General features: G+C 74.8%; 3 protein-coding genes. All 3 read right to left on the reverse strand.

The window, feature by feature from the left end:
• Positions 1–2: 2 nt before the first annotated feature.
• The 3 genes from OG989_RS27815 to OG989_RS27825 are packed head-to-tail and all read right to left on the reverse strand — an operon-like array spanning position 3 to position 22,202.
• On the reverse strand, positions 3–9,047 hold the full coding sequence (locus OG989_RS27815; protein ID WP_327028958.1) for a type I polyketide synthase: 9,045 nt from the start codon (positions 9,045–9,047) through the stop codon (positions 3–5).
• Positions 9,048–9,094: 47 nt separating this feature from the next.
• Positions 9,095–14,542: a type I polyketide synthase gene (locus OG989_RS27820; protein WP_327028959.1), complete on the reverse strand. Its 5,448-nt coding sequence runs from the start codon at positions 14,540–14,542 to the stop codon at positions 9,095–9,097.
• 37 nt (positions 14,543–14,579) lie between these two features.
• A complete protein-coding gene (locus OG989_RS27825) occupies positions 14,580–22,202 on the reverse strand; it encodes a type I polyketide synthase (RefSeq protein WP_327028960.1) in 7,623 nt (2,540 codons plus the stop codon).
• Positions 22,203–22,661 lie beyond the last annotated feature (459 nt).

Consider the following 22,661-nt stretch of genomic DNA (forward strand, 5'->3'; position numbering starts at 1 on the left):
CGTCACGACGCGCGGCGGCGGGCCGCCGCGGTCTTCAGACCGGACCGGCGCAGCTGCGCCCGCAGCTGACCGTCGTCCTCGGCCGCGGCGGCGGCCCGGGCGGCGGTGCCGTCGATGACTCGCGCGAGCGCGGCCACCGTCGGTGCCTCGTAGAGGATGTGTGGCGGCAGTTCCGCCTCGGCGAACCGGCGGCGCAGCGTGTTGAGCAGCGCGATGCCGAGCAGCGAGTTGCCGCCGAGTTCGAAGTAGTTGTCGGCGACGCCGACCCGCTCCAGCTTGAGCGAGTCGCACCAGACCTCGGCCACGCCCAGCTCGGTCGGCCCGGTCGGCTCCTGGTAGCGGGTCACCAGTTCCGGCCGCGGGTGGCGCGCCTCGGAGCTGGCCGTGCCGTTCGGCGCGGTCACCGCTTCGACGTTGAACCACCGGCTGAACCGGACCATGGTGGCCAGGTCCTGGGTCGCCGCGACCAACTGCGACTCCCCCGAGGCGAGCGCCCGCAGCAGGGTGCGCCAGCCCTCCTCGAAGGTGATGCCGAAGCGGGCCCGGTTCGCCGAGAAGAACGCCTGCACCTCGCTGTCGAACCCGCTCAGCCCGCCGTCCCAGGCGTTCCAGGCCCACTCGCCCCAGTCCACCGAGAGGGTGGGGCGTCCGGCGGCGGTGAGCATGTTGGCGTAGCGGTCCAGATAGGCGTTCGCGGCGCAGTAGTCGACCTGGCCGGGGCCACCACCCGTGGCGGAGGTGATCGACGAGAAGAGCACCAGGAAGTCGAGCCGGATCTCGTCGTCGGCACCGACCCGCAGCGCCTCGACGATCGCCCGGGTGCCGGCGACCTTGGGCGCGAGCACCAGGTCGGAGTCGGTGGGCAGCTTGAACTGCATCAACCCGGTGCCGGGTACGCCCGCGGTGTGCAGGATGCCGTGCAGCGCGCCGAAGCGCTCCCGGGCGGTGTCGACCGCCCGCCGGACGTCGGTCGGGTCGGCGACGTCACCGACCACGATCTCGACCTCGGCCCCGGCCTCGACGAGCGCCTGGACCCGTTCCACCCGGCTGCGGGTGCTCTCGTCGACCTTGTCGGAGCCGGCCAGGATGCCGGCCCACCGCTCGGTCGCCGGCAGACCGGTGCGCCCGAACAGCACCAGCCGGGCCCGGCAGTCCTGCGTCAGCTGCGCGGCCAGGCCGAGCCCGATGCCGCCCAGCCCACCGGTGATCAGGTACACCCCGCCGTCGCGGAGCACCTGGCGGGCGGTGTCCAGGTCGGCCGGCGGGATCGACTCGTAGCCGCACACCCAGCGCCGACCGGCGCGGATCGCCACCGTCGGCTCGGTCCGCGGGCGACGCAGCTCGGCGACGACCGCGCCGGCCGGGGTGGCCGGCTCCACGTCGACCAGCCGGGTGCTGACCGACGGGTACTCCAGCGGGATGACCAGGGCCGGGCCGAGCACGGTGGCGCTGGCCGGCCGGGCCTCGGCGCCGTCGAGCACCTGCTGTGAGCCGGTGCTGACGATGTCCAGAGCCCACCGGTCCAGGCCGAGTTCGGCCGCCGCACGGGCCAGTGCGACCAGGGTGTGCAGGCCCAGCGACACGGTCCGGTCGTCGTCCGGCAGCTCGCCGAGGGTCCACAGGTGCACCACCCGGTCCAGTCCGACCCCGGCCGCCCGCAGGGCGCGCAGCATGGTGAGCGCGTCCGTCGGGTCTCCCGGCCGGACGGTGTAGCCGTCGGCGGCCGCGTGGTACTCCGTGCCGGCCCGCACCACGGTCAGCCGCGCGCCGGTGGCCGCCGCGGTCCGCTCCAGCTCGGCGAGCACCCCGTCGGCGGTGGCGCCGGTACCGGCGTAGACCAGCCACGAGTCCGGCTGCCGTTCGTCGGCGGCCGGGGCTGCGGTCTGCCGCCACACCGGCAGGTGCAGCCACTGCTCCTCGGGCAGCCGCGGGATCCGGCCGATCTCGGCCAGGCTGGTCGGTTCGGCCGGCAGCTCGGCGCCGCCCTCCCGCCCGGCGGTCATCGGCGTCTGCTCGATCCAGTACCGCTGCCGCTCGAACGGGTAGGTGGGCAACGGAATCCGGCCGGGGGCGGCCCGGTAGACCGGGGTGGCCCCGTCGCCGCGGCCGTGGTGTGCCGCCCAGTCGATTTCGACGCCGGTCAGCCAGAGCCGGGCCAGCGCGTCGGTGAGCACCAGGTCGGCGGGGCGCGGGTCGCTGCCGGCCGGCAGCGTCGCGGTGATCAACGGCCAGCGCTGCGGCGGGCAGCCGGCGGAGCGCACCAGCGCGCCGAGCGACTGGCCGGGGCCGATCTCGACCAGGGCCAGTTCCGGGTCGGCGAGCAGCACCTGCACACCCGCCTCGAACTGCACCGGCTGGCACATGTGCCGGGCCCAGTAGGCCGGGTCGCGCACCAGCGCGGCGTCGGCCAGCGCGCCGGTGACGTTGGAGATGTAGGGCAGCCGGGGCGGGTTGAGCCGGATGTTGGCGGCCACCCAGGCGGTCAGCTCGTCGCTGATGCCGGCCAGCATCCGGGAGTGGAACGCGTGGCTGGTCTCCAGTGGCCGGCACGGGATCTCGGCCTGACGCAGGTCGGCGGCGAGCTGGTCGAGCGCGGCGGTCGGACCGGCGACCACCACCGTCTCCGGCCCGTTGATCGCGGCGATGTCCAGCCCGCGCTGCTCCAGCCGGAACCGGCGGCGCAGCTCGTCGGCGGCCAGCGGTACCGCGGCCATCGAGCCGGTCTCCAGCGCCCCGATCAGCTTGGCCCGGTGCACCACCAGGGCGATCGCGTCGGGTAGCGACAGCACCCCGGCCAGGCAGGCCGCGACGTACTCGCCGAGGCTGTAGCCGAGCATCGCGGTCGGCCGCAGCCCCCAGGCCAGCAACGTGCTGGCCAGCGCGTAGTCCACGGCGAAGAGCAGCGGCTGGGCCACCTCGGTGCGGCGCAGGGCGGCGGTACGCGGGTCGGTGCCGCCGCCCCGGCCGAGCAGCGCCGCCAGGTCGGAGCCGCCGCCGCGGGGCCCGGTGAGCAGGTCGGTGAGGTCCAGTTCGGGCAGTGCCGCGGCGATCGGGGCCAGGCACTCGTCCAGCGCGGCGCGGAACACCGGTTCGCGCCGGTACAGCTCACCGACCAGTCCCGGGTACTGCTCGCCGACGCCGGCGAGCAGGAACGCCACCGGTCGGCCCTGTACCGCCTCCACCCGGCCCATCGGGGGCGGGGCACCGTCGCGTCCGGTCAGGGTGCCGACCGTCTCGTCCAGGGTGGCGGTCACCGCCACCCGCCGGTGCTCGAAGGTCTTGCGTCCGACCTGCAACGAGAACGCCACGTCGGCCAGCCTGGCGTGCGGCTGGCAATCCAGGTGCTCGCCGAGGCGCCGCACCGCGCGGTCCGCCGCGCTCGCGGTCCGGGCCGACACCGGCACCACCTGGTACCGGCGGGTGTGCGCCGGGCCGGTCAGCTCGTCGGTCTCCGGCACCTCCGGGCGTACGGGCGGCTCCTGCACGACGACGTGCACGTTGGTGCCGCCCATCCCGATGGAGTTGAGCCCGGCGATGCGGGGCCGGCCCTCGGTGGCCGGCCACTCGGCGAGATCGACGTTGACGTAGAACGGGCTGTTCTCGAAGTCGATCGCCGGGTTGGCCTGGGTGTAGTGCAGGGTCGGCGGGATCACCCGGGACTGCAGGGACAGCGCGGTCTTGATCAGGCCGGCGGTACCGGCCGCGTGGTTCATGTGCCCGACGTTGGTCTTGACCGCGCCGATCGGGCAGTACTGCCGCTGCTCGGTGCTGCCGAATGCCCGGGTCAGCGCGGCGACCTCGATCGGGTCACCCAGTTCGGTCGCGGTGCCGTGCGCCTCGACGTAGCTGATCTCCTCGGGGCTCACCCCGGCGTCGGCCATCGCGTCGGCGATCACCCGGGCCTGTCCGGCGACGCTCGGCGCGGTGTAACCGACCTTCAGCGCGCCGTCGTTGTTCATCGCCGAGCCGCGGATGACTCCGTAGACGTGGTCGCCGTCGCGCAGCGCGGCGTCCAGCCGCTTGAGCACCACGACGGTGGCGCCGTCGCCGAACATCGTCCCGCTGGCCTGCGCGTCGAAGGTGTGCACGTGCCCGTCGCGCGACTCCATGCCGCCCGGGGTGGACAGGTGGCCCTGCTTGTCCGGCACCCGAATCGACACGCCGCCGGCCAGCGCCATCTCGCAGTCGCCGCTGCGCAGGCTGCGGACCGCCAGGTGCACCGCGACCAGTGAGGTGGAGCAGAAGGTCTGCACCGCGACGCTCGGGCCGTGCAGGTCGAACAGGTACGACACGGTGGTGGTCAGGGCGTCCTTGTCGTTGCCCATGATGAGCTCGTACTCGCTCAGGTCCTCGTGCATGCTCAGCTGGCCGAGCGCGCCGAGCAGGTAGGTGCTGATGTTGGTGCCACCGAAGACCCCCACCCGCCCCCGGTGCTCCGGCCGGCAGTAGCCGGACTGTTCGAGCGCCTCCCAGCAGACCTCGAGGAAGAGTCGCTGCTGCGGGTCGGTCAGCGCGGCCATCCGCGGGCTGATGCCGAAGAACCCGGCGTCGAAGCCGGCGATGTCGTCGAGGATCGGACGGGCCGGTACGTAGGCCGGGTCGTGCGCCAGCTCGGCCGGCACGCCCGCCTCGACCAACTCCTCCGGGGTGAAGAAGCTGATCAGCTCCTCACCGGCGCAGAGGCTGCGCCAGAAGGCGGCCACGTCCTCGGCGCCCGGGAACCGCCCGGCCATCCCGACGATGGCGATCCGCCGGTCCAGCTGCTCCCCGTCGAGCACCGGCGCGGTCGATGCCGCCAAGACCAGTTCGGCGCCGCCGGGCGCGGCCGGTGCGGCGACCGGCACGGGTGCCACCGGCGCGGCGACGGCGGCCGGCGCGACGGCCGGCTCTCCGGTCCGGGCCGGCGCCGCCGGGGCCGGGCCACGCTGCTGCTCGAGCAGCGCGCTGAAGGACCGGACGGTCGGCGCCTCGAACAGCGACACGGTCGGTACCGCCACCGCGAACCGGTTCTTGACCAGCCCCAGCAGCCGGGGCACCAGCAGCGAGGTGCCGCCGAGGTCGAAGTAGTTGTCGTGGATGCCGACCGGCTCGATGCCGAGCACGTCGGACCAGAGTTCGGCCAGCGCCCGCTCGGTGCCGGTCAGCGGCGGGGTGTAGGGCTGCGGCAGATCCGGGCGCGGGTGGCGGATCGCATCCCCGCCGACCGGCTCGACGGTCGCGCCGCCGAGGAGGGGCAGCCGGTCGTCCAAGCCGCCGGCGGCGACCACCACGGCGGGCAGCGCGGTGCCGACCAGCCGGTCGAAGGCGGCCAGGGCCTCGGCGTCGCTCATCGAGTGGCTCGCCATGCTCGCGCCGATCCCGTCGCGCAGCCGCTGCAGGGTGCAGGCCCAGGTGTCCCAGCCGGCGGAGATCCACCGGCTGCGTCCGTCGGCGCCGGCGTGTGCGAGCGCGGTCAGCGCCGCGTTCGCCGCGGCGTAGCCACCGAAGGTCACCCCGCCGAGCAGGGCCGAGGTCGAGGAGAAGAGCAGGCACCAGTCCGGTACCAGCCGGTCGTCCAGTCCGGCGACGATCCGGGCGATCACCCGGGCGCCGTCCACCTTGGCTCCGAACTGCCGGGCCACCGCGGCCCCGTCGAGGTCCCGCAGTGCCACGAAGGTGTCGGTGCCGGCGTCAGCCGCCGCGTGCACCACGCCGTCGATCCGGACGTCGGTGAAGAGCGCCCGCATGGCCGCCTCGTCGGTGACGTCGACACGCGGGGTGCGCACCGTCGCGCCGAGCGCCCGCAGGGCCGCCACGGCGGCGTGCCGGGGGTCGTCCGGGTCGTCGGGCAGCCCACGCCGGCTGGTCAGCACCAGCCCGGCCGCGCCGTTGCGCACCAGGTGCCCGGCGATCGTGAGACCGATGTCGCCGAGACCGCCGGTGATCAGGTAGGTGCCGCCGCTGGCCACCGGGTGGGTCTCCAGCGGCGTCGCCGGTGCCTCGTACGTCGGCAGGTACCGGTTGCCGCCCCGGTGGGCGACGAGCACCCCGTCGGAGCGGCGGCCCAGCTCGGCGGCGAGGGCGTCGGCCATCGCGCCGGGGCCGTACTCCGGGTCGAGGTCGACGTTGACGCTCTCCAGGTCCAGGTACTCCTGATTGGCGACCACCGGCAGCACCGCGACCGCGGCCTGGGCCGGCGCGGTGCCACCGACGGTCACCCCGGCACTGTCCGGCACCGCCTGGCCGCCCTGGGTGACCACCATCACCCGGGTACCGCTGCGGCCGCTACCGCCGCAGGCGGCGAGCACCGCCGAGGCGCCGTGCACCGCGGCGGCGGCCGCGTCGGCCGGCACCGGCTGCGTCATCGACAGGTCGACCACCGTGTTCGGGCCGGCGCCGAGCAGCGCGACGAGGTCGCCGGGGCAGGTCGCCAGCACCACGTCGCCGCCGGAGCGGCGCAGCCGGGTGGCCAGTTCGTCGGCCACCTCGGTGGCGGCACCGGCACCGGCCGGCGCGAGCAGCACGTACCGCCCGGCGGTCGGGACGGTGGCGGCACCGGTGGGCGCCGCTCGCCATCGCTGGGTCAGCAACCGCACGTGCTCGTCGCCCGGGGCGGGCTCGGCCTCGACCGCCTCGGTGCCCGGCCGGGCCACAGCCGGGCTGGCCGGTCGCTCGAACCAGTGCCGCTGCCGCTGGAACGGATAGGTCGGCAGGTCCGCCAGCCGGGCCGGGCCACCGCGCAGCGCGGACCAGTCGAGGGTCACCCCGATCTCCCACAGCCGCCCACAGGTGTCCAGCAGGCTCGCCACGTCGGCCGCGTCCCCGCCGGTCGCCACCGCGGGCAGGGTGCCGAGCAGGACGGTGTCCGGCTGATCGGGGAGCTGGCTGGCCAGCAGGTCGCCGAGGACGGTACCCGCGCCCAGCTCCACCAGGACGTCGACGTCCCGCGGCAACTGCCGGGCCAGGTCGGTACCGTCGGCCGCGACCGTGACCACGGGGATCGCCGGCGCCTGCCGGGTCACCGGGTCGGACACCTCGGCCGCCTCGGTGCCGCTCGCCGTGTCGTCGGTCGGCCGGGCCCGCAGGCTGGTCAGCCGAAGCGCGTCGGTGAGGGTGAGCACCCCGGCCAGGCAGTTCCCGACCTGCTCGCCGATCCCCTGGCCGACCAGCACGTCCGGCCGGACCCCGCGGTGCAGCAGCAGCTGGGCGAGCGCGTACTGGACGACGAAGTGGAACGACTCGGCCAGTTCCGGCCGGTCGGCCTCGGCACCGGGTCCGGCGTGGAGGAACGGCCGCAGGTCCAGCCCGCAATGCTCGGCGGCGATCTCGACGCAGCTGTCCACCGCGGTCGCGTAGGCCGGCTCACGCCGGTAGAGCCCGCCCCCGAGCCCGCGGTGACCGGCACCGGAGTCGGGCAGCAGGAAGGCCACCCGCGGCCGGTCACGCAGGCTGCGCACACCGGCCGCGCCGGCCGCGGCGGTGAGCCGCCCGGTGGCGTCGGCGGTGTCCGTGGCGAGGACCGCCCGGCGGAAGCGGTGCTCGGCCCGCCCGCTCTGCAGGGTGTACGCCAGGTCGGCGACGGTGCAGCGGTCCAGCGTGCCGCCCAGCGCGCCGAGCTGCTCACGCAACGCCGCCGGGTGGTGCGCGGAGACCGGCAGCAGGTACGGGCCGGGTGCCTCGGCGACCGGCTCGGCCTGCGGGGCGGCCTCCAGCACCAGGTGCGCGTTCGTGCCCGACCAGCCGAACGAGCTGACCCCGGCCAGCCGGGGCCGGTCCTGCTCGGGCAGGTCCAGCGTCGTCGTCGCCGGCCGCACGGTGTCGCTGGCCAGGGCCGCCTCGGAGGGGTTGACCAGGTTGAGGTTCGGTGGGACCACACCCTGCTTGAGCACCAGCACCGTCTTGATCAGCCCGGCGATGCCGGCCGCCGCCTGGGTGTGCCCGATGTTGGTCTTCACCGCCCCGACGTGCAGCGGCGTCGCCGGGGACCGGCCGCCGAAGACGTCGCCCAGCGCGCCGAGCTCGATCGAGTCGCCGAGCCGGGTGCCGGAGCCGTGCGCCTCCACGTAGCAGATCTCGTCCGGGCTGGTCCGCGCGGCGGCCAGCGCCCGGCGGATGACGTCCACCTGGGCGCCCCGGTTCGGCGCGGTCATCCCGTTGCTGTGACCGTCCTGGTTGACCGCCGAGCCGCGGATCACCGCGTGGATCCGGCGGCCGTTGCGCAGCGCGTCGGAGAGCCGCTCCAGCACCACCACCCCGGCGCCCTCGCCCATCACGTAGCCGTCGGCGTCGGCGTCGAAGGTCTTGTTCAGGCCGTCCCGGGAGAGCATCGAGGTGGCGCAGGCGTTGACGTACAGATCGGGTTGGATGAGCAGGAAGCCGCCCGCGGCCACCGCCAGGTCGCACTCGCCGCGGCGCAGCGCCGCACTGGAGAGGTGCACCGCGACCAGCGACGACGAGCACGCGGTGTCCAGGGTGACGGTCGGGCCGCGCAGGTCGAAGTGGTACGCGAGGCGGCCGGCGACCACGCTCGCCGAGCTGCCCTGCCCGGCGTACGGGTCGGTGAAGGCGGCGGCGCCCTGCAGGTCGGACTGCAACCGGCCGTACTGGGTGGTGTCCGAGAAGCCGATCATCACCGAGGTGCGGCTGCCCGCCACCCGGGCCGGCGGGGTGCCGGCGTCCTCCAGCGCCTCCCAGGTCAGCTCCATCAGCAGCCGCTGCTGCGGGTCCATCCGCAGCGCCTCCCGGGGTGGCGAGCCGAAGAACCCGGAGTCCCAGCGGGTGATGTCGGAGAGGAAGGCTCCGCGACGGGTGTAGACGCCGTGGTCGGCGACGTACGGGTCGAGGTCGTACCGGCCGTCCGGCGCGTCGTCGAGCACCGCGCTACGCCCGTCGCGGAGCAGTTCCCAGTAGGCGTCCACGTTCTGCGCGCCGGGCAACCGGCAGGACAGGCCCACGATGGCGATCGGCTCGTGCCGGCCGGCATCGGCCTCGGCGAGCTGCCGGCGCGCCTCAGTCAGGTCGACGGTGACCCGCTTGAGATATTCGCGGAGCTTGTTCTCGGCTGCCATCTGTCAAATCCCCTGTCCTAGCGCGTGGGTGGTGAGAAGCTGGATCGTCAGAGCTGGGTGTCGATGTACTGGAAGATCTCCTCGTCCGAGGCGGCATCCAGCTGCGCCTTCGACGCCTCCGCGCTGGTCCCCAGGCCGAGCCGGAGCAGGGCCGCCTGCAACGTCGCCACCACCCGGTCCCGCTCCCCGGTGTCGTCGTCGGCGAGTTGCGCGGTGATCCGGTCGAGGGTCTCGGTCAGCACGTCGTTGACCGCCGGCGCCGCCGGCGCCAGCTCGCCGAGCAGGTAGTCGGCCAGCGCGTCGACGGTGGGGTGGTCGAAGACCAACGCCGCCGGCAACTGCACGCCCAGCTCCGAGTTGAGCCGGTTGCGCAGTTCGACCGCGGTCAGCGAGTCGAAGCCCATCTCGCTGAAGGTCCGGTCCATCTTCACCGCGGCGGCCGAGCCGTGCGCCAGCACCCGGGCGACGTGCGAGCGCAGCGCCGCCACGATCTCCGCCCGGGCCTCGTCGGTCGGCAGGGCGGCGAGCCGGGCGACCGGGCCGAAGGCGCTCGCCGCGCTGCCGCCCTGCGGTCGCAGGGCGGGCTGGACCAGGCCGCGCAGCACCACCGGGATGTCGTCGCCGCTCTCGGCCCGCGAGCGCAGCGCCGCCAGGTCCCAGCGGCAGGCCACCACCAGCGGGTCGCCGGTCGTTGCTTCGCGCAGCGCCGTGTCGAACAGGTCCAGGCCCTGCTCGGCCGAGATGGCCGCCACGCCGGCCCGGGACAGCCGGGCCTCGTCGGCCGCGGTCAGCTCCGCGGCCATTCCGGTCGACATCGACCACATGCCCCAGGAGATGGAGAGCGCCGGCAGCCCGGACGCCCGCCGGTGGGCGGCGAGCGCGTCGAGGAAGCTGTTCGCCGCCGCGTAGTTGCCCTGCCCCGCGTTGCCGAGCACCCCGGCGATCGAGGAGAACAGCACGAAGGCCCGCAGGGGCAGGTCGGCGGTCAGCTCGTGCAGCAGCCAGGCGGCCTGGGCCTTGGGCCGGAAGACCGACTCCAGCCGCTGTGGCGTGAGCCCCTCCAGCAGCGCGTCGTCGAGCACCCCGGCGGCGTGCACCACGGCGGTCAGCGGCCGGTCGGCCGGCACCGAGGCCAGCAGTTCGGCCAGCGCCGGGGCGTCCGCGACGTCGCAGGCGGCGACCCGGACCGAGGCGCCGAGGCCTTCCAGCTGGGCGACGAGTTCGGCCGCGCCGCTGGCCGCCGGACCGCGCCGGGAGGTCAGCAACAGATGTTGTACGCCGAAGCGCTGCACCAGCCGGGTCGCGACCAGTGCGCCGAGACCGCCGGTACCGCCGGTGACCAGCACCGTCCCGTCCGCCAGGTCCAGCTCGTCCACCGGGGCGGGCGACCGACGGCTGACCCGCGGCACCAGGATCTTCTCCGCCTCGACCAGGCACTGCGACTCGCCCTTGCCGACCGCGGCGGCCAGCCGGCCCCACGGCGCGTCACCGGCGTCTGCCCGCAGGTCGGCCAGCACGAACCGGCCGGGGTGCTCGACCTGCGCGGCGCGGACCAGTCCCCACACCGCGCCGGTGCGCACCGACCGCGGGTCGGCCAGGAAGACCAGCCGGGATCCGGCCAGCCGCTCGTCGGCGACCCACTGCTGCATGGCCTCCAGCGCCCGCCCCGTCAGCTCGCGGGCGGCGGTCGGCACGTCCGGCTCGGTGCCGGCGCCGGAGAAGACCGCGAAGTCGCACCGCTCGCCGCCGGCCACCGCGGCGGCCAGCGCGGCCACCGTCGGGTGACCGGGCAGCCCGGCCACCGGCTCGCCGAGGTACCGCCAGGTCGGCGCCTCGTCGGCGCCGGCGACCGGCAGGTCCACCCAGTCCAGGCCGAAGAACCCGGCCGGCCCGGTGGCCCGGCCCATCGCGGTGACAATCGAGGCGATGGAGACCGGCCGGACCCGCAGCTCCTCGATGGCGAGTACCAGCCGGCCGTCCGCGTCGGCGGCCTCGACCGCGAGCTTGTCCGCGCCGTCGGAGCTGAGCCGGACCCGCAGCGCCGAGGCGCCGTGGCCAGCCAGCCGGACCCCCCGGAAGACGAACGGCAACCGCAGCTCGTCCGAACCACCCTCGAAGATGTACGGATGGAACGCCGTGTCCAGCAGCACCGGGTGCAGTCCGAAGCCCTCGGTCTCGGCAGCCTGCGGCAGGGCGACGTCGACGTAGAGCGCGTCGTCGGCCCGCCAGGCGGCCTGTACGCCGCGGAACGCGTCACCGTACTCGTAGCCGAGTTCGGCCAGCCGGTCGTACGCGCCGTCGAAGGCGATCGGGACGGCACCCGCCGGCGGCCACGAGGTCGCCCAGCCGCACCGGCCGTCGGTGCCGCCGCCGTCCGGGGCGAGGATGCCGCTGGCGTGTCGTACCCAGGTGTCGTCGCCGTCGGCGCGGGCGTAGACGCCCACCGTGCCGTCGCCACCGTCGGCCACCACCTGTAGCGAGAGTCCGCCGTCGGCGGGCAGCACCAGCGGCGCCTCGAAGGTCAGCTCCACCACCTCGGCCAGCCCGGCCTGGGCACCGACCTGGCCGACCACGTCGAGCAGGGCGGCGCCGGGCACGACCACCCCGCCACCGACCGCGTGGTCGGCGAGCCAGGGGAGCTCGGTCAGTGACACCCGGCCGGTGACCACCACCCGGGTACCGTCGGCGACGTCGACCGCGGCGCGCAGCAGCGGGTGGTTGACCGGGCGCAGCCCGGCCGAGGCGACGTCCGCGCTGGAGCGCCGGTGGATCAGCCAGTAGCGCTCCCGCTCGAACGCGTAGGTCGGCAGGTCGACGGCGCGACCGTCGGCCGCCAGGGCCGCCCAGTCGACGGGCACGCCGACCACGAACGCTTCGGCGAGGCAGCCGTGGAGCGCCTCCAGCTCCTCCTGCTTGCGTCGGTAGGTGGCGGTTACGACCGCCCGCTGGTCGGTGAGGCAGTTGCCGGCCATCCCGGAGAGCACCGGCAACGGACCGACCTCCAGGTAGACGTCGGTGCCGGCGGCCTCCAGCAGCTCGATCATCGGTGCGAAGCCGACGGTCTGGCGGATCTGGTCCACCCAGTAGTCGGGGTCGGTCCAGGACCGCTCCGGCCCGAGGTTGGTCTCGTAAGGCAGCTGGGCCGCGCCGAAACTGGTCGCTTTCAGCTCGCGGGCGAACTCGTCGAGCATCGGCTCCATCAGCGGCGAGTGGAACGCGTGGCTGACCGGCAGCCGTCCGGTGCGCTTGCCAAGCGCGCGCCAGTGCGCCTGCACGGCGAGGCAGGACTGCTCGTCGCCGGAGACCACCACGTCACCGGGGCTGTTGATCGCGGCGATCCCGACCAGGTGCTCCATCCCCGCCAGCGAGGCGCGTACCTCGGCGGCCGGTGCCGCCACCGCGACCATCGCGCCGTCGGCGGGCAGGTTCTGCATCAGCCGGGCGCGGGTGGCGACCAGGCGGGCGGCGTCGGCCAGCGTCCAGATGCCGGCCACGTGCGCGGCGGCGATCTCGCCGACGGAGTGCCCGGCCAGCCTGGTCGGGCGTACCCCGAGCGAGGTGAGCAGCCGGAAGGCGGCCACCTCGTAGACGAAGAGCGCCGGCTGGGTGTAGAGGGTCTGGTTCAGCGCCGCCGCGCCGGCCGTGTTCGGCTCGGCCCACATCACCTCGCGCAGCGGCCGCTCCAGGTACGGGTCGAGCGCCGCGCAGGCCTCGTCGAAGGCCGCCGCGAAGACCGGGAACGCCCGGTACAGGTCCCGGCCCATGCCGGGGCGCTGGCCACCCTGCCCGGTGAAGAGGAAGGTGGTCGACACCTGGCCCCGGGCGACGCCGGCCGGTACCACCGCGCCGGGCCGGCCGTCGACGTATCCGGCCAGCCGGTCGACGAGCTCGGCGCGGTCCCGGCCGACGACCACCGCCCGGTGGTCGAAACGGGCCCGGGTGTCGGCCAGCGAGAAGGCGATGTCGGCAGGCCGTACGGCGGCGTCGGCGAGCACCCGGTCGTGCAGTCGCCGGGCCTGCCGGCGCAGCGCGGTCGGGGTGCGGGCGGAGATCACCCAGGCGTGCGGGCCTGGGTGCCCGGCTGCCGGTGCGGGCGCCTGCGCCTCGGTGGGCTCCTCCAGGATCACGTGCGCGTTGGTCCCGCTGATGCCGAACGAGGACATCCCGGCCCGGCGCGGCTGCTCGTCCAGGCGGGCCCAGGGCCGCGCCTCGGTGAGCAGTTCCACCGCGCCGGAGCTCCAGTCGACGTGGTGCGTCGGCTCGGTGACGTTCACCGTCCGGGGCATCGTGCCGTGCCGCATCGCCATGATCAGTTTGATCAGGCCACCGACGCCGGCCGCGGCCTGGCTGTGCCCGATGTTGGACTTCAACGAGCCCAGCCACAGCGGCCGGTCGGCCGGGCGGTTCTGCCCGTAGGTGGCGAGGATGGCGGTCGCCTCGATCGGGTCACCCAGCGGCGTGCCGGTGCCGTGCGCCTCGACCAGGTCGATCGCGGCCGGCTCCAGCCGCGCGTCGGCCAGCGCCCGCCGGATGACCCGCTCCTGGGCGCGCCCGCTGGGGGCGGTCATCCCGTTGCTCGTACCGTCCTGGTTCACCGCGATGCCGCGGATGACGCTCAGGATCCGGCGACCGTTGCGCCGCGCGTCGGAGAGCCGTTCGAGCAGCAGCACGCCCGCTCCCTCGGCCCACACCGCACCGTCGGCGTCGTCGGAGAACGCCTTGCACCGGCCGTCGGTGGCCAGGGCCCGCTGGCGGGAGAACTCGACGAACGGATCGGGTACCGCCATCACGGTGACCCCACCGGCGAGCGCCATCGGGCAGTCCCCGGACCGCAGTGCCTGCACGGCCAGGTCCAGCGCGACCAGCGAGGACGAGCAGGCGGTGTCCAGGGTGACCGCCGGGCCCTCCAACCCGAACGTGTAGGCCACCCGGCCGGAGAGCACGCTCGGCACGCTGGAGACCATCAGGGTGCCCTCGACGCTCGTCGGCATGTCACCGAGGAACTGGGTCGAGTAGTGGTCGTACATCATCCCCGACCAGATGCCCACCCGGTCGCCGCGCACCGTGGCAGGGTCGATGCCGGCCCGCTCGAACGCCTCCCAGGTGATCTCCAGGAAGAGTCGGTGGTGCGGATCGGTCGCCAGGGCCTGCCGGGGGCTCATGTTGAAGAACGGTGCGTCGAAGCCGGCCGGGTCGTCGATGAAGCCACCCCGGCGGGTGTACGAGGTGCCGTAAGCGTCCGGGTCCGGGTTGTAGAGCTTCTCCAGGTCCCAGCCACGGTCGGTCGGGAACTCGCCGGTGGCGTCCACCTCGCCGGCGACGACGTCCCAGAGCTGCTCCGGGGTCGTCACGGCGCCGGGGTAGCGACAGGCCATGCCGATGACCGCGACGGGCTCGTGGTGCCGTTCGTCGGCCACGGCCAGCTGCTGCTTCGCATCGGCCAGATCAGCGGTGACCCGCCTGAGATAGTCACGGAGCTTGTCTTCGATCGCCATGGCTGTCCCTCCCCTTCTTCGTGTGTCCGGTGTGGTTTCAGAGCTGGCTGTCGATGAAATTGAAGAGATCCTCGTCAGAGGCCGTGCCCAGGCGGGCCGACGTCAGTACCGGCGCCAGGGCCGGGGTGTCCGGTTGTTGGTCGCGCCCGCCGTCGAACCGGTGCAGCGCGGCCCGCAGCACGGCCGTCACCCGGTCCTGTTCGTCCGGGTCGGCGTCGGCCAGGCGGGCGGTGACCCGGTCCAGCGCCTCGCGCAGCAGCTCGTCGGCGGCCGGCGGGGCGGGCATCAGCTCGCGCAGGATCCAGTCGGCCACGTCCTCGGTGGTCGGCTCGTTGAAGACCAGCGTCGCGGGCAGCGGCAGACCGGTGTCGGCCGCGAGCCGGTCGCGCAGGTCCATCGAGGACAGCGAGTCCAGTCCGAGTTCGGTGAACGGCCGGTCGGCCTCGACGGTGTCCTGCGGGCCGTAGGCCAGCACCAGCGCCACGGTCCGCCCGACCAGGTCCAGCACCAGTTGGCGGCCCTCGGTGTGGTCCAGCCCCGCCAGCTGGTCGGCCAGCCTGGCGGCGGCCGCCGGGCCGGTGGCGCCGGGCACGACACCGGCGGCACCCGCCAGCACGGTGCCGGCCGGGCTGGCGGGCGCCGCCCGGCGGCCGGCACCCAGTAGTTGCCGCAGGATCGCCGGTGACTCGCCACCTGCGTCCAGCCGGGCCCGCAGGCCGGCCGGCTCCCAGCGGGCGGCGACCACCAGCGGGTCGCCCTGCCCGGCGTCGCGCAGCGCGGCGTCGAACAGTTCCAGTCCCTGCCGCTGGCTCAGGCCGGCCAGACCCGCGCGGGCGAGCCGGGCCTCGTCGGCGGCCGAGAGACCCTCCGTCATCTGCGTCCGGACCCCCCACAGGCCCCAGGCGATCGAGGTACCCGGCAGGCCGAGGTCGCGCCGGTGACCGGCCAGGGCGTCGAGGAAGGCGTTGGCCGCGGCGTAGTTGGCCTGTCCGGCGTTGCCCAGCAGGCCGGCCACCGAGGAGAAGAGCACGAACATCCGTACCGGCAGCTCGGCGGTCAGCTCGTGCAGCAGCCAGCCGGCGTCGAGTTTCGGGCGGAGCACCCGGTCCAGCGCAGACGCGTCGAGCCGGTCCACCGTGGCGTCACCGAGCACCCCGGCCGCGTGCACCACGCCGACCAGCGGTCGCCGCGGCGGGATCGTGGCCAGCAGCCCGGTCAACGCCGCCCGGTCGGCCACGTCACAGGCCGCCACCCGGACCGACGCACCGAGCCCGGTCAGCCGCCGTACCAGCTCGGCGACGCCGTCGGCGCTCTCGCCCCGACGGGAGGTCAGCAGCAGGTCGCGCACGCCGTGCCGCTCGACCAGTCGGGCCGCGGCGAGCGCGCCCAGGCCGCTGGTGCCCCCGGTGACCAGGACCGTGCCCGAGCCGAGGTCCACCAGCGGGCCGGGCCGGGACTCCCGGCGGGCGAGCCGGGGCACCAGCAGCGCGCCGTCGGCCACGGCGAACTGCGGTTCACCGGCGTCCAACGCGGCGGCCAGCCGCTGCCACCGGCCGGCGGAGTCGCCACCGCCGGGCAGGTCGGCCAGCACGAACCGGCCGGGGTGCTCGACCTGCGCGGTCCGTACCAGCCCCCACACCGCGGCCGTGCCCACCGACCGGTGCCCGGCCAGGAGGACCAGCCGGGCGCCGGTGAACCGGGCCTCGCCCAGCCACTGGCGCAGCAGCCCGAGGACGTGGTGCAGGTGGGTCCGGGCCCGGCCCGCCGGTTCGAGGTCGTCCTCGTCGGGCAGCGGCACCAGCACGACCGGCGGCACCGTACCGGCGTCCGGCCCGGCCAGCGCGGCGAGGTCGTGGTGCCGAGAGACGGTCACCCCGGCGGCGTCCAGCTCGGCGCGGATCGCGTCGGCCGCTCCGGTGTCGCCGAGCACCGCCCAGCTCCGGCCGGCGAGCTGCGCCTGCGGCGTACCGGCGGGGACCCAGCGCAGGTCGTGCAGGCCCGGCCCGGAGGCGCCCGGTGCGGTCAGCTCGGTGCCCGGCGGCACACTGCGCATGCTGAGCGCGGCCACCGCACCGATCCGCTGGCCGGTGCCGTCGTGGAGGGTCAGCGCGACGGCGCCGTCCGCGCCGGGGCTCAGCCGGACCCGCAGCCGGTCGGCGCCGGCCCCGGTGACCCGCACGTCGGAGAAGACGAACGGCAGCCGGAGTCCGCCGTCGCCGGCCCCGGTGTCGAGCACCAGCGGGTGCAGGGCGGCGTCCAGCAGGGCCGGGTGGATGCGGTAGTCACGCGCGCCGCCGACATCGGGCAACCGCACCTCGGCGTACCGGTCAGCGCCGCACCGCCAGGCGGCGACCAGTCCCCGGAACGCCGGGCCGTACTGGTAACCGGCCGCGGCCAGGTCGGCGTACGCGGTGGCCAGATCGATCGGCTCGGCACCGGCCGGCGGCCAGACGGTGAGCGGTTCGGACGTCGGGTCGGCGGTCGCGGGGGCCACCGACCCGCTGGCGTGCCGGGTCCACTCGGCCTCGGCCTCACCGACCGGCCGGGAGTGGATGCTGAGCGTACGGCGACCGTCCGCCTCGGCCTCGCCGAGGCAGATCTGCAGCTCCGCGGCTGCCGCCTCGGCCAGCACCAGCGGGGCGTGCAGGGTCAGCTCGGCGAGCCGGTCGGCGCCGACCGCGGCGGCGGCGGCGAGCCCGAACTCCACGAAGGCGGTACCGGGCAGCAGCACCCGCCCGGCGATCATGTGGTCGACCAGCCAGGGCGTGTCGGTGTCGGACAGCCGCCCACCGAGCAGCAGCCCGCCGTTCTCGGCCACCGGCACCGCCGAGCGGAGCAGCGGGTGCCGGACCGTCTCGGTGGCCGGCTGGGGCGCGTCGGAGAGCCAGTAGCGCCGGCGCTCGAAGGGGTAGCTCGGCAGCTCGGGACGATGCGTCGGAAGACCGAGCAGCCGCGCCCAGCCGACCGGCTCGCCATCGACCCAGGCCCGGGCGGCGGCGCTGAGGGCGTCGGAACCGGCCCCGTCGACGCCCGGCTCGGCCTCGGCTGGCTGGCCGTCCGCCGCGACCGGCCCGGGACGGTTCGTGGCGACGCCGGTCAGCACCGCCGGGTTCGGCGTACCGGCGGCGAGATCGGCCAGTGCGGCGCACAGTCCAGGCCGGTCGGCGCCGAACACGACCGCCCGGTGCGGGAAGGCGACGCGGCCGGCCAGTACGGCGGCGGCGGCACCGAGATCCGCGTCCGGGGCGTCCGTGGCGTACCCGCGCAGCAGCTCGGCCAGCGCGCGCAGCGAGTCACCGGTCCGCGCGGAGAGCACCCAGGGCAGCGGGTCGCCGGTCGCCGGCCCGGCCTCGTCCGGGTGCTCGGCCGGCTCGGCCGACTCCAGGATGAGATGCGCGTTGGTACCGCTGATGCCAAAGCTCGACACCGAGGCGCGCCGCGGCCGCCCCGTCGCCGGCCAGAGTCGCTGCTCGGTCAGCAGCCTGACCCCGGCGGAGTCCCAGTCGACCTTGGTGGTCGGCTCCTCGCAGTGCAGCGAGCGGGGCAGTACGCCGTACCGCATCGCCTGCACCATCTTGATCACACCGGCCACCCCGGCGGCGGCCTGGGTGTGCCCGATGTTCGACTTCACCGAGCCGAGCCAGACCGGCGGCTGCCCGGTCCGGTTCTCGCCGTACGTCGCCTGGATCGCGTGCGCCTCGATCGGGTCGCCCAGCACGGTGCCGGTGCCGTGCGCCTCGACGACGTCCACGTCCTGGGCGCCGAGTCCGGCGTCGGCCAGTGCCAGCCGGATGACCTGTTCCTGGGCCAGGCCGTTCGGCGCGGTCAGCCCGTTGCTGGCGCCGTCCTGGTTGACCGCGCCACCGCGCAGCACCGCGAGCACCGGGTGCCCGTTGCGGCGCGCGTCGTCGAGCCGTTCCAGCAGCAGCACCCCGGCGCCCTCGGCGAAGGCGGTCCCGTCGGCCGAGGCGGCGAACGCCTTGGCCCGGCCGTCCACGGCCAGCCCGTTCTGCCGACTGAACTCCACCAGGTTGCCCGGGTTGGCCATCAGGGTCACCCCGCCGGCCAGGGCGAGCGGGCAGTCGCCGCGACGCAACGCCTCGAGCGCGAGCTGGATGGCGACCAGTGACGAGGAGCAGGCGGTGTCGACGGTGACCGCTGGGCCCTGGAAACCGTAGGTGTAGGCGATCCGGCCGGAAGCCACGCTCAGCGCGGTCCCGGTGAGCAGGTGCCCCTCGGCGGCCCCGGTCTGCAGGTGCAGCCGGGGACCGTAGTCGGTGGCCATCGCACCGACGTACACCCCGGTCGCCGAGCCGGCGAGGTCGGCCGGGTCGATGCCGGCCCGCTCGAACGCCTCCCAGGCCACCTCGAGCAGCAGCCGCTGCTGGGGGTCCATGGCCAGCGCTTCGCGGGGGCTGACACCGAAGAACGCCGCGTCGAAGAGGTCCGCGTCGTGCAGGAAGCCGCCGTACCGGGTGGCGCAGGTGCCGGGCCGCCCCGGGCCGGCGCCGTAGAGGGTGTCCAGGTCCCAACCCCGGTTGGTGGGCAGCGCGGAGATCGCGTCGGTGCCGGTCGAGATCAGCCGCCACAGCTCTTCGGGGGAGTTGACCCCACCGGGGTAGCGGCAGCCCATGGCCACGACGGCGATCGGTTCGCTGTCCCGGCCGGCGCGGTGGCCGGCGTCGACCTGAGCTCCGCCGGTGCCCGCCGGGGGCTGGCCCAGCGCGGCGTGCAGGTGTTCGGCGAGCCGGTTCGGGGTGGGGTGGTCGAAGACGACGGTGGTGTGCAGGCGCAGCCCGGTCGCGGCGCGCAGCCGGTGCCGCAGCTCGACCGTGCTCACCGAGTCGAAGCCCAGCTCCTTGAAGGTGCGTACCGGGTCGAGTTCGGCGGCGTCACGATGTCCGAGGACGGCCGCCGCCGTCGCCAGTACCAGGTCACGCAGTTCCCGCCGGGACGCCGCGGGTGGTGCTGTCCCGGCCGGCGCGGCGGTCTGCGGCACCGCCGTGGCGACGTCCTGCCCATTCGGGCGCGCGGCGTCGCCGAGCCAGTACCGCTCCCGCTGGAACGGGTACGTCGGCAGGTCGACCGGCCGGGCGTCGGGCCGGACGCAGTACGCGTCCCAGTCGACATCGGCCCCACCGACGTACGCCTGGGCCAGCGCGTGCCGCAGTCGGGCCTGGCCGCCGTCGTCGCGGCGCAGGGTGCCCACGGCCAGCGCGTCGGACTCCAGTTCCTCGGCGGTCTCCTCGATGCTGGCGGTGAGCACCGGGTGCGGGCTGCATTCGATGAACAGCGCGCCGCCGAGGCGCAGCGCGGTCCTGGTCGCCTGGTCGAACCGGACCGGCTGGCGCAGGCTGCGGAACCAGTAGTCGGCGTCGAGCTCGGCGGTGTCGATCGGCTCGCCGGTCACGGTGGAGACGAACGGGACGGTGGTGGAACGCGGCCGGATCGGGGCCAACGCCTCGACGATCTCGTCGCGCAGACCGTCGACCGCGGGCGAGTGCGAGGCGTAGTCCACCGGCACGTCTTTGGTCCGGTGCCCGTCCGCCTCGATCGCCTCGCGCAGCCGCCCGATCTGTCGCAGGTCGCCGGAGACGACCGCCGAGCGCGGCCCGTTCACCGCCGCCAGGCTCACCCCGGTGGTGGCCCGCAGCCGCTCGACGAGCAGGTCGACCGGGGAGCCGATCCAGGCCATTCCGCCGCCGCCGGAGACCGCGGCGATGGCCCGGCTGCGCAGCGCGACCACCCGCGCCCCGTCGGCCAGCGACAGCGCGCCGACCACGGTCGCGGCCGCGATCTCGCCCTGCGAGTGGCCGACGACCAGGTCCGGCTCGACCCCGTGCGAGCGCCAGAGCTCGGCCAGCGAGACCAGCACCGCCCAGAGCGCGGGCTGCACCACGTCGACCCGGTCCAGACTCGGCGCGCCGGGCACCTCGCGCAGCACGTCGAGCAGCGGGTAGTCGACGTACGGCGCGAGCGCCTGCGCGCAGGCGGTGAGCCGGTCGGCGAAGACCGGCGAGTGGGCGAGCAGTTCGCGGGCCATCGCCGGCCACTGCGAGCCCTGGCCGGGGAAGACGAACACCCGCCGGCCGGTGGCCACCCGGCCGGCGACGACGGCGTCGGCAGGGCGGCCGGTGGCGAGCGCGTCGAGGCCGGCGAGCAGCTCGTGCCGGTCGGCGCCGAGCACGACCGCCCGGTGCTCGAACCGCTCCCGGGTGCGGGCCAGCGAGTACGCGACGTCAGCCGGCTCGACCGACGGGTCGGCGGTGACGTGGCCGGACAACGCGGCGGCCTGGGCGCGCAGCGCCGGTGCGGTACGGGCCGACAGCAACCACGGCGCGTCGGCGCTCGGGGCGCGGTCCCGGTGCACCGCGCGGCGGGGCGGCGCCTCGGCCAGCAGCAGGTGGCAGTTGGTGCCGCCCATTCCGAAGGAGCTGACCCCGGCGACCAGCGGCCGGTCGGCGGCGGGCCAGTCGCGTTCGGCGCAGACCACCCGCAGGTTGAGCTCGTCGAGCTTGATCAGCGGGTGCGGGGCCTCGAAGTTGAGGCTGGGCACCAGTCGTCGGTGGCTGATGGCGAGGATGGTCTTGAGCAGGCCGGCGATGCCGGCGGCGCCTTCCAGGTGACCGATGTTGGTCTTGACCGAGCCGACCAGCAGCGGTCGGCCGGCCGGCCGGCCGGCGGCGAGCGCGGCGGACAGGGCCGCCGCCTCGATCGGGTCGCCAACCGGGGTGCCGGTGCCGTGCAGCTCCACGTACTGCACGTCGGCCGGGGCCACCCCAGCCCGGTGGCAGGCCAACCGGATCACCTCGGTCTGGGCGACCGGGTTCGGGACGGTCAGCCCGGCACCGCCGCCGTCGTTGTTGACCGCGCCGCCGAGGATCACGCAGTGCACCGGGTCGCCGTCGGCGAGCGCCGCGGAGAGCGCCTTGAGCACGACCAGCCCACCACCCTCGCCGCGGACGTAGCCGTTCGCGCGGTGGTCGAAGGTGTAGCAACGGCCGTCCGGGGAGAGCGCGCCGAACCGGCCGATCACCGCGCTGGTCTCCGGCAGCAGGTTGAGGTTCACCCCGCCGGCGATCGCCACCGTCGCGCCGCCGCGGCGCAGCTCGTCGCAGGCCAACTGCACGGCGAGCAGCGACGACGACTGACCGGCGTCGACGGTCAGGCTCGGCCCGCGCAGTCCGAACAGGTAGGACAGTCGGTTCGCGATCAGGCCACGCTGGGTGCCGGTGAGGGTGTGCGGGCCGAGGGTACGGGCACCGAGCCGGTCGTGCAGGTTCGCGTAGTCCGCCGCGATGGCACCGACGAAGACTCCGACGGCGGCGTCGCGCAGCACGCTCGGCGCGATCCGGGCGTGTTCCAGCGCCTCCCAGCACAGTTCGAGCATCAGGCGCTGCTGCGGGTCCATCGCCGTCGCCTCGTGCGGCGAGATGCCGAAGAAGCTGGCGTCGAACCGGTCGACCTCGTCGAGGAAGCCACCGCGGCGGAACTCGGACTGCTCGGCCCAGCGGTGCGCCGGAGCGTCGGCGACGGCGTCCCCGCCGGCACGCAGCAGCTGCCAGAACTGGTCGGCGTCGGCGGCGCGAGGCAGCCGGCAGGACATACCGATGACGGCCACCGGCTCCATGGCCGCAGATCCGCTGACCGAGGAAGACATCCGCTCACCCACCCGTCGCAGTGCATTCGTGGACAGCCACCGCCCCGGTTCGTTTCCGATTTACGGCCAGAAGGAACGCCGCACCGATCCGGTCATACCGAGGAGATGTTTCGCGCCGGCCGTTCTCCGACCTGGAAGACGCGCTTGAATCGTCTGCTCCGCCGGCGTGGGCGTCAAGGCTGGTACAGCCCTATTCCGAGTGGCAATTAAGCGACGGTAACAAGCTGCCAGAGTGCCGCTGTTGACCTGACCAAATGCCTTATGAGTAGGTCTTAACATGCGTATCGCACCGCCGATGGGATGCCGCCGGCCGTAGTGGCCGGTCCGGTTCCCGGACACGGATCACCGCGGAGGAGGTGATGAACATGCGCAGTGCCGGACACCGGTCGTTGGTCGTCTGCACCTGACGGTCGCCCAGCCTCGCCGGGTGACCGTCGCACCTCGTCGCCGCGCCCGGCG

The organism is Micromonospora sp. NBC_01740, from assembly GCF_035920365.1.
GTDB classification, from domain to species: Bacteria; Actinomycetota; Actinomycetes; order Mycobacteriales; family Micromonosporaceae; genus Micromonospora; species Micromonospora reichwaldensis.